Genomic DNA, 14,121 nt, shown 5'->3' with positions numbered 1-14,121 from the left:
CAATAAGGCAAGAATATATAAGAGTGAGACCATTTATAATTCTTCATTAGATTCAGTAGTTCAAATAATAAAGCAATCGAATGCTTACAGATTTTGCAAAGATCCATTAGCTTTTCTAAATGATTAATGCTGAGATTTTGAAAAAAATATTAAATTAACGGGAGACGATAGCTCCACAAAACACAAAGGCAGCTGGTCAGAAACGATCGACTGCCTTTGTTCAGCTAAGGGCGTAAGGTCACTAAAATAGGCGGTGACATATCATTTGAATAACAAACAAGTTTTACTTTTGAGAAACTGAAGTTAATAAAAGAAATGTGTGTTGCAATATCACTTGCTAAACTGGATAAGTCTCCAGAAATACAAGCTAAGGAACATCATGAAGAACTAGCAGAAGAGGTTATCTACCGTATACTGGAGTTAATTGATGGTTATAGTGATTTAGCTTTCGAAGTCGATTTAATTGATAAAGAAACTAAAGCTTCTCTTCGTAGTGCATTGAATTGCATGACAAGTTTATAGACTTCTTAGAAGGAAATTTATAAGTTATTGCGCTAACGGGAAACGATACCTTAATTCCAAACACAGCCAATAGGTGGTAGTCCGCGAGCTCTTAAGTGCATGTCGATAATCATGGGTACTCGTTGAAATGTTCTTAAATGTGAGGTGATACTTCATGATTAAATGGGTGGCATCATTAGCGGCTGCATTGGTGCTCCTATCGGGCTGCGGTGATAAGGCGGGCACACCTAGCAACAATACACCCCATCGTTCCACTGCACCTGCACCAGGGGAGGAAGTCACACCTCCGACGAAGCCGAAAGCGTTCCCGGCTGTGTCCGACCCTTATGATCCGGAGCAAGCGGCGGCGAATGGCGATGTGGTGAACGTACATGGGAAGTTGTACAATCTCGACAAGTGGAAGCTGTTTCTGGCGGATCTCGACAAGGGCGTTCCGAGCCAGGTGCGCATTACGCAGTATACGATAGAAGGCGATCCGATCTTCTATGAGCTGTTCTATGATGGAGCTGAGGCGATTACGTATACGTACGATAATGCGAGGGACGCGTTTGGCAGCGATGCAGGTCGTCCGAGCACGGTGTGCAGGGGGATTGAATACGAGGAGAACAACGAGTTCGGCCCCCGTTACAAGCTCACCGGATGCGACGATGAGACCGGTAATACGTTCCGGTTTACGACAACATGATAAAGGACAGCTGCGATCACACGCAGTCTGTCCCTTTTTAAGTTCAACCCTATTCAAGTTGCCGCACTTACAGGTAGGGGAGTAAGTTGTTTAAGATAACGGCATATCCGTTTGCGTACATGTGAATTCCGTCGCTGCTGAATTCCGCTTTCAGATTTCCTTCCTCGTCCGTCAGTCCTTCGTTCACGTCGATGAAGGCATAGTTGCGCTGGGCCGCATGCCGCTCGATCGCCCGGTTCGCTTCCCGGATCGCCTCGTTCGTCCTGCGTTGGAATACCTCCTCCATGGAAGCTTTGGGCACGAAGGGGAACTCCGCCTTGGCGTTCCCGGGGTAATACGCCATGACGTACACCCGGCAGTCCGGCAGCCGCCGGGCAACGTGGGTCAGAATCTCCTCGTAATTCGCCAGCAGCTGCTCCAGCCGATAGTCGGGCGCGCTGATATCGTTGGTTCCGATGTTGATAAAAAGCTTGGAAGGCTCCAGTTCGAAGATGCACGCCTCCATAGACCCGAGTAAATCCGTCGTTACATAGCCGGCGATGCCGCGATTATAGATGCAATATCGTGTGTCCAGCTTCATCTGCAGTTCGTTGATCGGAAAAAACTCCATCAATGAGGACCCGGCAAGCACCGTCTGTCCCTTCAAGGCGAACTGGTTAAGGATGTTGTATTTCCGCACCTTTTCCTTTTTATCGTCCTGCACTTCCGGCAGATCCGGTTCCTCCGCTATATTCGTCATCCGTCATGCCCCCTCTCGCAGCTTACTTCCAGTTTACCTGTTAGCGGCAATCGAACAAGTGCGTTGAAATATGAAATATGTTTTGTTACAATGATTTTCATTAATCGAGTGGAACTGAGATTTGAGCTACAAGAAAGGTAACTTTCTTGTGGCTCTTTATTTTTATGCGATAGTGGAGGGATAAGCATGAGCGCAGACACGGTCGTTACGCATGATTTACTCCGTATAAGTCGTTAATATCCATTGAACTTATACGGAGTAAGCGAGACAAAATGGATATGAACCGACTTTTTATAAAGAAGTTTTGTTTTATAAAAAGGAGGAACCTAAACATGTCGATGATTCAAGTACAAAACCTGACTTTTTCATATCCAAGCAGCTTTGATCCTATTTTCGAAGATGTTAGCTTTCAGATCGATACGGATTGGAAGCTTGGATTTATTGGCCGCAACGGTCGCGGCAAGACCACCTTTTTTAATTTATTATTGGGAAAATACGAATACGGCGGAAGAATTATTTCTTCGGTAGATTTTAATTATTTCCCCTATCCAGTCCCGGATAAAAGCAGATTCACGCATGAAATATTAGAGGAGGTCTGTCCTGAGGCAGATGACTGGGAGCTGCTCCGGGAAATATCTTATTTAGATGTGGATGCCGAAGCGATGTACCGACCCTTTGAAACCTTATCCAATGGGGAACAAACGAAGGTTCTGCTTGCCGCGCTTTTTTTGAAGGAAAGGCAATTTTTATTAATCGATGAACCGACCAATCACCTAGACAACCATGCACGAAAGATGGTTTCTCATTATTTGAAAAGGAAAAAAGGCTTCATTTTAATTTCGCATGATCGAAATTTTTTGGATGGCTGCGTCGATCACATCTTGTCCATAAACAGAGCCAACATAGAAGTACAAAGCGGTAATTACTCTTCGTGGAAGCTGAATTTTGATAGACAGCAGGAGCATGAAGAGAAAACGAATGAGCGTTTGCAAAAAGACATCGGCAGGCTGCAGCAATCTTCTAAACGTTCGGCCGGTTGGTCTAATCAAGTAGAAGCCTCCAAAAACGGCACCACGAATTCCGGTTCCAAGTTGGACAAGGGATATGTCGGACATAAAGCAGCAAAAATGATGAAACGGGCTAAGAACCTGGAGTCAAGGCAGAATAAAGCGATTGAAGAGAAGTCGACGCTGCTCAAGAACGTAGAAAAAACGGCGTCCTTACAATTAGAGCCTTTAGAATACAAATCTAAAGAACTCATCCAGTTAACGGACGTGTCTGTTAAGTACGACGGTGAATTCGTTAATACGCCAATAAGCTTTAATGTCGAGGCAGGAGACCGGGTCGTACTTGACGGGAAAAATGGCAGCGGAAAAAGCAGTATTCTAAAACTAATCCTAGGCATGCCACTCCTGCATACAGGAACGTTAAGCGTCAGTTCAGGCCTTGTCATTTCTTATGTACAGCAAGATACCTCTCATTTAAAAGGAACCTTGTCTGACTATATTGAACAAAATCGGATTGATGAACCGATATTTAAATCCATTTTACGAAAAATGGACTTTGACCGGATCCAGTTTGAAAAGGGTATATCCCACTACTCTGGCGGGCAAAAGAAAAAGCTGCTCAAAGCCAAAAGCTTATGTGAAAAAGCTCATTTATATATTTGGGATGAGCCGCTAAACTTCATTGACGTGTATTCGCGAATGCAAATTGAAGAGCTGATTAAAAGCTTTAATCCAACGATGGTATTCGTGGAGCATGACCGGACGTTCCAAGACGAGGTGGCAACGAAAACGGTAGTCTTATAGTTTGAATCAACTGAAAACGATGGTTTAATCGACCAGCCTGCTCGCGTGGTCCGGCAGGCTGGTACGTTGGATGGATGCAATGAAGCTTACTTCTTTATCTATATCTTCTAGAGATCAGAAATTCTGAAACAGGATACACGGCCAAACCAAAGCATAAAATGAGGCTTAACGGAACGTTGTCTTGTCCATTCGCATACTTCTCGACAACGAGAACGATTACTAGGACAATTAGAAGGGCGTTGTAACTGATGCGTGCGCTTTTCAATTGAATCAACTTGCCCAATTCGTCGTCCGGACTGAAACCCTGATGCTGGGGTCCCCATGTCAAAGCGGACATGACGACGCCGAGCGGAATCGCCAAGCGTATAAAATCGTCAACGACGCCAAACGTATCGTGTTGAAGCCAGCGGTAGAACATTTGGCAGAACAATAAGAAGAACAGTCCCCCGACGATAAAAATTAGAAGTTGACGCCAGTTCATCTTGGCAGTTCTCATCATCCTGGTCCTCCCGAAGAGACTTATTAACTGCGCGTGAATAACCCATCGACCGTCATGCTTAATACTTCTGCTAGTCTGAACGCAAGCTGGAGCGTCGGATCGTATTTATTATTCTCGATGGCATTGATCGTTTGTCTGGATACGGAACAAGCCGCTGCGAGTTGTTCTTGCGAAATGCCTTTTTCTTTGCGAATTTCCTTGATTCGATTCTCCAATTCACCAACCCCATGTCAAAACCTTTTTACATTTTTATCTTATTTGTTGCATTGACGTATGTCAAATACTTTTTACATTTGGTCCTATCCATACCATAGGGATTGAGGAGTGATGAAGATGAGAAGGTGGCCTAAAAATACGATTGCGGCGGGTCGTCGTCATACCGTTGCCCTTACATCGGACGGAACGGCGATGGCGGTGGGAGATAATCACTGTGGCCAATGCGAAGTAAGCGGCTGGCGCGATATGGTGGCGATAGCGGCCGGTAATGTTCATATGGCGACGAACACGGGGAATGCGCATACAATCGGTCTTAGATCGGACGGCACGGTGGCGGCAGCGGGTTGGAATAAGCATAACCAATGCGACGTAAACGACTGGCGCGATATCGTAGCGGTAGCGGCGGGGTGGCGTCGTACCGTCGGGCTTCGATCGAATGGCACGGTGGTGGCGGCGGGTCGAAATCATGAAGGCCAATGCAATGTTAGCGGCTGGCGCGATATAGCGGCGGTAGCGGCGGGCGACTGGCATACCGTCGGGCTTAAAATGGACGGCACGGTGGCGGCTGTGGGCAATAATCGATATGGCCAATGTCATGTGAACGACTGGCTCGATATCGTAGCGGTTGCGGCGGGCTACCTCCATACCGTCGGTCTCAGATCGGACGGCACGGTGACGGCTGCAGGCTGGAATAAGCATGACCAATGCGAGGTGAGCGGCTGGCGCGGTATCACGGCGATCGCGGCGGGGAGTTATCATACAATCGGCCTTAAATCGGACGGTACGGTGGCAGCTACGGGCAGGAATGAGCATGGCCAATGCGAGGTAAGCGGCTGGCGCGATATCGTAGCGGTTGCGGCGGGGGGCGCGCATACGCTCGGCCTTAAATCGGACGGCACGGTGGTTGCCGCGGGCGATCATGAATGCGGACAATGCGATGTAAGCGACTGGCGCGGCATCCAACTGCCCGGCAACACGTTTCCGTACGACGGCTGATCCGATGCGTTCGACGCGCTGTCTGCGCAACTTCGGGATCGGAGTTAGGTAGATAATTAGATAACTTCCATGAAGGAGCGAGGGTATGGTTAAAGTGCTGTATGGATTGGCCGCATTATCCATCATTGTCGGGATCATCTCCGGCTTCGTTCTTGGAAATGGCGTCTTTGACGGATTTGGCTGGGGTCTAGCGATTACGCGGTGGATCAGCGGAGCGATTGCCGGCATCGTACTTTTCGCGATCGGGATGATACTGGAGAATGTCGAAGACACCAATGAGCGAGTCAGAAATTTGGAATACGAGCTGCTTCAAAAGAACGTGTCGCCTCCTTTACCGACGAAGCTCGGTAACTCCAAAGCGAACCTTAGCAAACTAAGCGGGTTTCAGATTGGAAAATCGGAGGATTAAGCGGCCTGAAAACGCGTAAAACACAAAAGGGATGAAGCAGAAAACGCCGCTGCTTCATCCCTTTTGTGTTATTGCCCCACGTTGGACGATCCCCTTGGGCAATTGAGGCAGTCTCGGCGGGGCAACCGGGTCGGCTCGACGCCGCGCCTGAGCCATGGTGCACATATCATGTGCACCTGCGGGGCAAGCCGCGCCGGCTCGACGCCGCGCCTGCGCCATGGTGCACATATCATGTGCACCTGCGGGGCAAGCCGCGCCGGCTCGACACCGCGCCTTCGCCATGGTGCACATATCATGTGCACCTGCGGGCAATCGTCTCGGCTCGACGCCGCGCCTGCGCCATGGTGCACATAAAATGTGCACCTGCGGGGCAACCGGGTCGGCTCGACGCCGCGCCTTCGCCATGGTGCACATATCATGTGCACCAGCGGGTCAACCGCGTCATCTTGACGCCGCGCCTGCTCCATGTGCACATATAATGTGCACCAGCGAAGCAAGCGCGACACCGCACGGCCAAGACCGACGCCGCGCCTTCGCCCATGGCGCACCTTAGGGAATTGCGCCCTCAACCTCTAGCCGTCAGGCCCGCACCGTACCTTCGGCCTGCTCGAAGAACACGCCCGCCCGCAGATCGTCCACGAACCGCTGCAGCCATTCGTAGTAGCCGGCGGCGTGTCTTAGCTTATGTAGGTCCCGGAGGCAGAGCTGGCGTTCCTCGTCCGCCGTGCCCGCGTCGAGGATCACCTCGGACAGCTCCGGGATGGCGGCCTCGATCGCGCCGCGCATGACGTCGACCTCGCGCTGAAGCTTGGCGGCGAAGAAATTGCGGAACGCCTGGAAGAAGTCGGTCTCGGCCGCGTACAGATCCTTCCGTTCTTCCTTTTCCTTCAGCTTGGTCACCATCTTGGCGTCCAGGAGCGACCGGACGGCGTAGCTCATGTTGCTCTTGCTCATGTTCATATAGCCTTGCATATCCTCGAGCGTCATCGGCTTGTCCTCGAAGTACATGACCCCGTATAGCTGCCCGAACGTATAATTGGCGCCGTATAGATCCATCGTCTCCGCGATCGCGTCGATCACCTGATGGCGGATCGCCTCGCGGGGCAGCGACGGCTCCTGCGGACTGCTGCTGGCTTTTTTCACGATCGAATCTCCTCCGCACTTCGCCCGGCTCGCGCCTTCGGATTGATCTATCGTATTTTACAGAAAATTAATTTTCCTCTGACCGAGCTTTAACCATCCCCACCGAAAATGAACGTACAATAATTTTTGAACAGAACAGAAAAACAGCTCGATTACATATCATTATAGCGAAGATTAAGAGATTTTTGAATCATGGAAAAGGGAGGGCTTCAACCATTCATGAGACGGACAAGGCTCGCCTCGGAGGGGAAAGCGCTGCTGTTCACGCTGCCGGCGATGATCCCGCTCAGTCTATTCTGGTTCTACCCGCTCGGCTATGTCGTCTACCTCAGCTTCACGGAATGGGACTTCATGAGTCCGGTCAAGACATTCGTCGGGCTCGATAACTACCGGTATCTATTCGACAATCCGGAGTTCTATCAGACGCTGCGGGTCACGCTGCTCTTCTGCATCGGCAGCGTGCTGCCGGTCATGGCCGCCGGCCTCGGACTCGCCCTTCTGCTCAGCGGCAAGAGAAAGGGAGGCGCGATCTACCGCACGCTGATCTTCTCGCCTTGGGTCACGCCGACCGTGGCCGTGTCGATCGTCTGGTCCTGGATCTACGAGCCGGATGTCGGACTGGCGAATAACGTGCTGCATCTCTTCGGATCGTCAGGGATTCGCTGGCTCGAGGATCCGAACTGGGCGCTCGTCAGCGTCCTCATCGTCACAGTCTGGAAGTCCGCCGGCTGGAGCATGATCTTCTACCTGGTCGCGATCGGCAACGTCCCGCCGGATTATCTGGAGGCCGCCGAGCTCGACGGCGCGAGCGGCTGGGACAAGTTCCGCCATGTCACGCTGCCGCTCATCTCGCCGACGACGTTTTTCCTGTTTATCGTCCTGACGATCTCGTCGCTGCAGGCTTACGACCAGATCAACGTGCTGACGCAAGGCGGACCGGCCGGATCGACGCGGACGATGCTCTACTTCTACTACCTGTCGGCCTTCGACGCGTTCCAGATCGGGGAAGCCTCCGCCGTCGCCATTCTGCTCATCGTCGGATGCGTCGCGCTTTCCTTGCTCTCGTTTGGAATCGGCCGCCGCACCGTCCATTACTCCTGATTGATTCGCTTATCGAAAGGCAGGGATATCGATGCACCCACGCAGCGGCGTTCGCCGCCTGCTATCGCACTTGTTTCTCGCGGCCGCAGCCTTGCTTATGGCCTTTCCTTTCTACTGGATGGCGATGAGCGCGCTCAAGACGAACGACGAGATCTGGCAGTTCCCGCCGACGCTGTGGCCGCACGATCCGTTATGGCGCAACTTCGCCGATGCGTGGGACGCCGCGCCGTTCGCCCGCTATATGGGCAACAGCATCCTGGTCGCCTCGGTCATCGTGGTCATCCAGATCGTCAACTCGGGGATGATGGCTTATGCCATGACGCATATGTCCTTCCGGCTGAAGAACGCGTTCACGGCGCTGATTCTCGTCGGCTACATGGTGCCGGTCACAGCCGTATACCTGCCCGGCTACGTCGTGCTCAGCAACTTGGGTCTACTGGACTCGTATGCCGGGATCATTCTCTCGAACAGCGTCAGCATCTTCTCGATCTTCCTCGTCCGCCAAGCGTTCCTCCAAGTCTCCCATGAGCTGGTGGAAGCGGGACAGATCGACGGCGCCTCGCATCTTCGCATCCTATGGACGCTCGTATTCCCGCTCGCCCGCTCATCGTTCGCGGTGCTGGCGCTCATCACCTTTATCGAACAGTACAACAACTACTTCTGGCCGATGCTCATCACCAAGGATCCGAATCTGCAGCTCGTGTCGGCCGGGCTCAGAAGCTTCTTCGTGCAAGGAGGTGCATACGGGCTCAAATGGCCGCTCATCATGGCCGCCAGCGCATTCACCATCCTGCCGCTGCTCGTTCTCTTCCTGCTGACGCAGAAGACGATCATGCAGAGCGTGAACCTGTCGGCCGGCGCCAGCAAGGGATAGGAACCAACCATATACCATAGAAAAGGCGGAGAGAACGACTTATGACGACGACGATGAAGAGAACGACGGCAGGACTGGCCCTGGCCGCGATCATGGCGCTGACGGCGTGCGGTTCAAGCAATGCGGGCAATGGGGGCAGCGCGAACGCGGGGGCATCGCCATCGGATGCGCCTTCCTCGGAAGCGCCTGCTGCCGCATCCCAGACGAGCTCGGCATCGCCGGAAGCGCCCAAGGAGCCGGTGACGATCGAGTTTTGGTACGGTCTCGGGGGCAAGCTGGGCGAGAACATGAAGACGCTCATCGACACGTTCAACGCTTCGCAGCAGGAAGTCATCGTGAAGCCGGTCGTTCAAGGCGACTATTCGGAGACCGAGAAAAAGCTGCAAGCGGCGATCGCATCCGGTACCGTGCCGGCCGCCGTCCTGTCGTCCAACGTGGATTGGGCGCGCAAGGGTTACTACGCTTCCCTGGACGAGCTGATCGCGGCCTCCGCCGATTTTAACAAGGACGACGTGATCCCGACCTTCCTCGAGCAAGGCAAAGTGGACGGCAAGCAGTTCTTCCTGCCGATGTACGGCACGACGCAAGTGATGTACTATCGTAAGGACGCGCTGGAGAAGGCAGGCCTTGCGCCGGAGGATCTGACGACCTGGGAAGCCTTGGCCAAGGCAGCCGAGAAGATGACGGTCAAGGCAGGCGGCAAAACGACGTTCTACGGCTGGGAGCCGATGTGGGGCTACGAGAACATGATGGACGCGGTGCTCGGCAAAGGCGGCAAGGTGCTGAGCGACGACGGCAAGACGGTGCTCATCGATTCTCCGGAATGGGTGGACACGTGGGAGCTGTTCCGCAAGTGGATGCATGACGACCAGATCATGCGCATACACTCGGGTGGACAGGGCTGGGAGTACTGGTACAAGACGATCGACGACGTCATGAAGGGTCAATCGGCCGGCTATACGGGCTCCAGCGGCGACCAGGGCGATCTGGACTTCAAGATCGTCGGCGCGATGGAACAGCCGGGCTGGGAAGGCGTCGGCGCCGGCAAGCCGGTTGCCCAGGCGATCATGGCCGGCATTCCGGCGAAGGCGAGCGCGGAGCAGCAGGCGGCGGCCTTCAAGTGGTTCCAGTACTTCATGAACACCGAGAATACGGCGTTCTGGTCGATGAATACCGGCTACATCGCGGTGCGCCAGTCCGCGCAGCAGGATCCGGCGTTCGTGGAGTTCAGCAAGACGAATCCGCAGATCACGATACCGCTGCAGCAGGCGGCGCATGGCTCCTCGCCGTTCATGGATCCGACCGGAGGCAAGATCTCCGATGCGCTCAAGGTAGCCGCGGACAATGTCCAGATCAAGAACATGCCGGCCGCGCAGGCGCTGAAGGCGGCCAAGGCAGCCGCGCAGCGCGAGCTGGATCGCGTGAACAAGTAGGAATAGGGGTAGGACGATGCCGATATTGCACGCGGCGGGCGTTCCTTATCGGATAGACGGCATTCTATTCGACAAGGACGGGACCCTGCTGGATTTCATCTATACGTGGGGGAACTGGAGCGAGCAGTTGCTCGCCCGGTTCTCCGCCGCGTTGCGGGAGAGAGAGCTGCCGCCTGTCGGCATCGATCTGGACGCGCTGTGGGGCGCGCTTCGCTCGGAGGACGGCGCCGTGGCCGACTACGACCGGAGCGGGCCGCTCGCCATGGGGACCGTGGACGAGATGCTTGCGATTCTGGCTTGGCAAGGCTACCGGTCCGGTCTATCCTGGGCGGAGGCCAAGACGCTCGCGGCGGACGCCAAGCGATGGGCGGACGAGCGGCTCGCGGCGACGCGCGCGGCCCGTCTGCTTCCGGGCGTGCTGGATTTCCTGGACAAGTGCCGCCAAGCGGGCATTCCGCTCGCCGTCGTGACTGCGGACGAGACGGAGGCGGCCGCGAGGCATCTGGATTGGCTCGGGATCCGGGAGCGGTTCGCCGCGATCGTCGGGACGGACCAGGTCGAACGGGGCAAGCCTTATCCCGATATGGCGCTGCTCGCTGCCGAGCGGCTCGGACTGCGCGGCGGTCGCTTCGCGGTCATCGGCGATACGCTGGGCGATATGCGCATGGCCAAGGAGGCCGGGGCGGCGGCGGCGATCCTGATCGCCGAGCCTGGCGCATCGGGCGCGCGCTCCGATGCGAGCGGCGCGGATGCGACCGTCGCTACGCTGCGGGAGCTGCACATCACGAAGGAATACAGCCAGACATGAGAGGTGCGACGAACATGGGATGGCTCTTGCTGAGCTTGGCGATCGTCTTCGAGCTCTCCGGGACGATCTCGATGAAGCTGTCGGAGAGCTTTACGCGTCTCGGTCCTTCGCTGCTGATGTTTTTATTCTACGGGATCAGTTTTACGTGCCTGAACTTTGCGCTCGGCTATATGGAGGTCGCGGTCGCCTATGCCATATGGTCCGGCGTAGGCATTGTCTTGATAGCCCTCGCGGGTTACTTCATTTTCCAGGAGCGGCTGCCGCTCGGGTCGATGCTGTGGATCGGGATCATTATCGTAGGCGTCATCGGCCTGAATATCAGCAAGAACGGACATTGACCGTTCCCGTGTCGGAAGGGCCAAGGAGGGGAAAGGATGACGATAAGGCAAGACGGCGCTAGACCTCTGCTTACTTTTCAAGTGATCACCGACACGCATGTGACGGCGGATCCGGAGCATCTCTATAACCGGAACTTCGAGCAAGCCTTAAGGGACATCGCGGCGAACGCGCCGGACAGCGTCGGCATCATGCATGCCGGGGACGTGACCGATCATGGATATCCGGAAGAATACGAAGAGCTTCGGCGAATAGGCGAGCTCTATAAGGATAAGTTGCCCCCTCTCTATATGGCGACAGGCAATCATGACGTGAGGCTTGGCGTCTGGGAGACGCGCCTCGGGAACTTCCTGGCCGCGACGGGCATGTCGTCTGCCTACCATGACCACCTGCTCGACGGTTATCCGTTTCTTTTTCTCGGGACCGAGCAAGGGTTGGAGCTGTTCTGCCATCTGTCGGAGGAGCAGCTTGGTTGGCTGGACGCTAAATTAGGCGAGGCGGCATTGTCGGGCAAGCCTGCGTTCGTCTTTCTCCATCAACCGCTCAAGAATACGACCGCCGGATCGATGGACGACCAGAAGTGGTACGGCGTGACGCAAGACGACGAGCTGAAGGCGATCTTGGCGAAGTATCCCCGCACCTTCCTCTTCACCGGTCACGGCCATTGGGAGATGGAGGCCGAGCGCAATGGTGTCTATGGGGAAGGCAAGCTGCCGGCCATGTTCAATGCGGCGTCGGTCGCTTACCTATGGACGGACGCGGATGAGCGCAAGGAAGGCAGCCAAGGCTACTACGTCGAAGTCTACGAAGATCGCGTGGTCGTGAAGGGCAGAGACTTCACTGCGGGAGCTTGGGTAGCGTCGGCGCAGTATGAAGTGTCTCTGTAGTCTGACTTTTCCGTAAGCGAGTCTTAAAGGGAAGTGGAAAGGCCGGTCTGACTCGCGCAGATCGGTTTTTTTCGTTGTGGAGCGTTTTTCAAGGCAACTAAAAAGATTGATTATCGATCCTGAATTGGTAAAATGAGTGAATAAAGCACAATGACTTTGATTAGGGGGAAGCGCATGCAGGAACGCCTTGCAGTTGCAAATAAAGCTGCCTGGGAAACCAAGGCGTATCAAGCCTGGGTACGGCACTATGGCACGCCTAACGAACTCGCACGGAAGTTAAAGATAGATCCGCGGCAACCGTTGCGATACTGGTTAAAGTACCTGGGAGCCCCGTCAGGAAAGAGAGTTCTTAATCTGCTTGGTTCTCACGGAAAGAAAGCCATCTGTTTGGCTTTAATGGGTGCCGAGGTTACAGTCGTCGATATCTCGGAAGAGAATCGCCTATACGCCAACGAAGCGGCGAAGTCGGCCGGCGTTCATCTCAACTATATCTGCGCTGATGCATTGAAGATACCCGATGAAGAAGCCTTGGGAAAGTTCGACGTCGTGTTAATGGAGTTCGGGATTCTTCACTACTTTACGGATTTACGCGACGTTTTTGCTTTGGTGAACAGAAGGTTAGAGGTAAATGGTCGACTGATGCTTACGGACTTTCATCCTTTTGCTAGAACCTGGCTGAAAACAACCAATCTCCAATATCCATCTGGAATTTACTTCGATGATTCAATAAAAGAAGGTGATGTTGCGTTTGCCAAGTTACTTCCCGAAGAAGAGCGAGCAGGGCTAAATAAGGTTCTAACGAAAAGCTGGACCGTAGGTGAGATTATATCTTCGGTCGCATCCGAAGGGCTGTTCTTACGCACCTTTGAAGAAATAAGAAATGCGCAGGAGCCACTCCCTGAGTTTTATACGCTCATAGCTGATAAAATCGATGCGCAAATTCCCCCACTAAATCCCTGACACTATACATCCAGTCGTCCCTCCCACTGCAAAAGGAGGAATTAAAATGAAAAATAAAATAAGATTCCTTTCAATCTTCGCCCTCATTACTGCTGTTACGGCGGCGTTGGCAGCAACTGTATTTGCTTCAACCCCCATCGGTTCGTTATTCACGGATATGAAGGCCGAACGAAGTAAGCCAGGGAATATGCCTGCCACCAATGTAATCGCTACGGTGAATTCAAAGGAAATAACTTATTTAGAATTTCGCGAGTACAAAGAGAACTTGAAGATGATGGCCAAAAAAGAAGGCATGCCTTTTAAGCGAAGCAATACGGACATTCTCAACGATATGATTAAAACGCAATTGACCGTGCAATACGCCATGAAGAAAGGCATTGCAGTGTCGGATGAAGAAGTGCAATCTTATGCCAACGAGCAGAGAGAGGCCCTTCAAGCGTCAATCGAAGGAAAGGCGCTCATCAAGAACTTAGTTGAAAAAAGCGGCCTCCCCGAAAACGAATATTGGAAAAGCAATAAGCTGCTTGCCGCCTATCGGGACTGGATGATCAGTCTCAAACTTATGGAATCGGATCCGTCTCTTGCGACTTCTGAATCGTTGGAATCCTTCCAAGAATTTTTATTGAAAAACGCCGGACAAGGCGTAAATATCGATCAGCAAAATTTTAGCCGGCTGTAGAGCCCATAGGCCATCCAAAGGAT

General features: G+C 53.4%; 16 protein-coding genes. 12 read left to right on the top strand and 4 right to left on the bottom strand.

What is annotated here, in order from left to right; all coding sequences use genetic code 11:
• Positions 1–835: 835 nt before the first annotated feature.
• Positions 836–1,207, top strand: coding sequence for a DUF4362 domain-containing protein (locus tag PQG80_RS24955; protein ID WP_271754386.1), 372 nt, complete (start codon positions 836–838; stop codon positions 1,205–1,207).
• 67 nt (positions 1,208–1,274) lie between these two features.
• Here PQG80_RS24955 and PQG80_RS24950 read toward each other — a convergent pair whose 3' ends face one another.
• Complete coding sequence (locus PQG80_RS24950; protein WP_271754385.1) at positions 1,275–1,946, bottom strand: GDSL-type esterase/lipase family protein; 672 nt, start codon at positions 1,944–1,946, stop codon at positions 1,275–1,277.
• 332 nt (positions 1,947–2,278) lie between these two features.
• On the opposite strand from PQG80_RS24950, the gene PQG80_RS24945 reads away from it, so the two are divergent.
• Positions 2,279–3,757 (top strand): Lsa family ABC-F type ribosomal protection protein, encoded by a 1,479-nt coding sequence (locus PQG80_RS24945; protein WP_271754384.1) that lies wholly within the window; start codon positions 2,279–2,281, stop codon positions 3,755–3,757.
• 94 nt (positions 3,758–3,851) lie between these two features.
• Here PQG80_RS24945 and PQG80_RS24940 read toward each other — a convergent pair whose 3' ends face one another.
• Both PQG80_RS24940 and PQG80_RS24935 read right to left on the bottom strand, forming a co-directional pair.
• A complete protein-coding gene (locus PQG80_RS24940) occupies positions 3,852–4,253 on the bottom strand; it encodes a hypothetical protein (RefSeq protein WP_271754383.1) in 402 nt (133 codons plus the stop codon).
• Positions 4,254–4,279: 26 nt separating this feature from the next.
• Entirely contained in the window at positions 4,280–4,471 is a 192-nt protein-coding gene (locus PQG80_RS24935) for a helix-turn-helix transcriptional regulator (protein WP_271754382.1), read from the bottom strand.
• A 112-nt stretch (positions 4,472–4,583) separates the two neighbouring features.
• Here PQG80_RS24935 and PQG80_RS24930 point away from each other — a divergent pair, with 112 nt between their 5' ends.
• Positions 4,584–5,468 (top strand): RCC1 domain-containing protein, encoded by an 885-nt coding sequence (locus PQG80_RS24930; RefSeq protein WP_271754381.1) that lies wholly within the window; start codon positions 4,584–4,586, stop codon positions 5,466–5,468.
• 85 nt (positions 5,469–5,553) lie between these two features.
• Positions 5,554–5,877: a hypothetical protein gene (locus tag PQG80_RS24925; protein WP_271754380.1), complete on the top strand. Its 324-nt coding sequence runs from the start codon at positions 5,554–5,556 to the stop codon at positions 5,875–5,877.
• Positions 5,878–6,456: 579 nt separating this feature from the next.
• Here PQG80_RS24925 and PQG80_RS24920 read toward each other — a convergent pair.
• On the bottom strand, positions 6,457–7,023 hold the full coding sequence (locus PQG80_RS24920; RefSeq protein ID WP_271754393.1) for a GbsR/MarR family transcriptional regulator: 567 nt from the start codon (positions 7,021–7,023) through the stop codon (positions 6,457–6,459).
• Between the two features lie 216 nt (positions 7,024–7,239).
• Here PQG80_RS24920 and PQG80_RS24915 point away from each other — a divergent pair, with 216 nt between their 5' ends.
• From PQG80_RS24915 to PQG80_RS24880, 8 genes are all read left to right on the top strand, one after another.
• Complete coding sequence (locus PQG80_RS24915) at positions 7,240–8,121, top strand: carbohydrate ABC transporter permease (protein WP_271754379.1); 882 nt, start codon at positions 7,240–7,242, stop codon at positions 8,119–8,121.
• Between the two features lie 31 nt (positions 8,122–8,152).
• On the top strand, positions 8,153–8,995 hold the full coding sequence (locus PQG80_RS24910) for a carbohydrate ABC transporter permease (RefSeq protein ID WP_271754378.1): 843 nt from the start codon (positions 8,153–8,155) through the stop codon (positions 8,993–8,995).
• Positions 8,996–9,036: 41 nt separating this feature from the next.
• Entirely contained in the window at positions 9,037–10,428 is a 1,392-nt protein-coding gene (locus PQG80_RS24905) for an ABC transporter substrate-binding protein (RefSeq protein ID WP_271754377.1), read from the top strand.
• A gap of 16 nt (positions 10,429–10,444) precedes the next feature.
• The gene (locus PQG80_RS24900; RefSeq protein WP_271754376.1) at positions 10,445–11,236 is read left to right on the top strand and encodes an HAD family hydrolase; all 792 of its coding nucleotides are present in this window, start codon (positions 10,445–10,447) and stop codon (positions 11,234–11,236) included.
• A 14-nt stretch (positions 11,237–11,250) separates the two neighbouring features.
• A complete protein-coding gene (locus PQG80_RS24895; protein WP_271754375.1) occupies positions 11,251–11,574 on the top strand; it encodes a DMT family transporter in 324 nt (107 codons plus the stop codon).
• Between the two features lie 36 nt (positions 11,575–11,610).
• Positions 11,611–12,459 (top strand): metallophosphoesterase family protein, encoded by an 849-nt coding sequence (locus PQG80_RS24890; protein WP_271754374.1) that lies wholly within the window; start codon positions 11,611–11,613, stop codon positions 12,457–12,459.
• Positions 12,460–12,633: 174 nt separating this feature from the next.
• The gene (locus tag PQG80_RS24885) at positions 12,634–13,419 is read left to right on the top strand and encodes a class I SAM-dependent methyltransferase (RefSeq protein ID WP_271754373.1); all 786 of its coding nucleotides are present in this window, start codon (positions 12,634–12,636) and stop codon (positions 13,417–13,419) included.
• A 46-nt stretch (positions 13,420–13,465) separates the two neighbouring features.
• Positions 13,466–14,098, top strand: coding sequence for a SurA N-terminal domain-containing protein (locus PQG80_RS24880; RefSeq protein WP_271754372.1), 633 nt, complete (start codon positions 13,466–13,468; stop codon positions 14,096–14,098).
• The last annotated feature ends 23 nt before the right edge of the window (positions 14,099–14,121 follow it).

The sequence above is a fragment of the Cohnella rhizoplanae genome (genome assembly GCF_948329515.1).
Lineage (GTDB): Bacteria > Bacillota > Bacilli > Paenibacillales > Paenibacillaceae > Cohnella > Cohnella rhizoplanae.
This window is presented reverse-complemented; position numbering and strand designations above follow the sequence as displayed.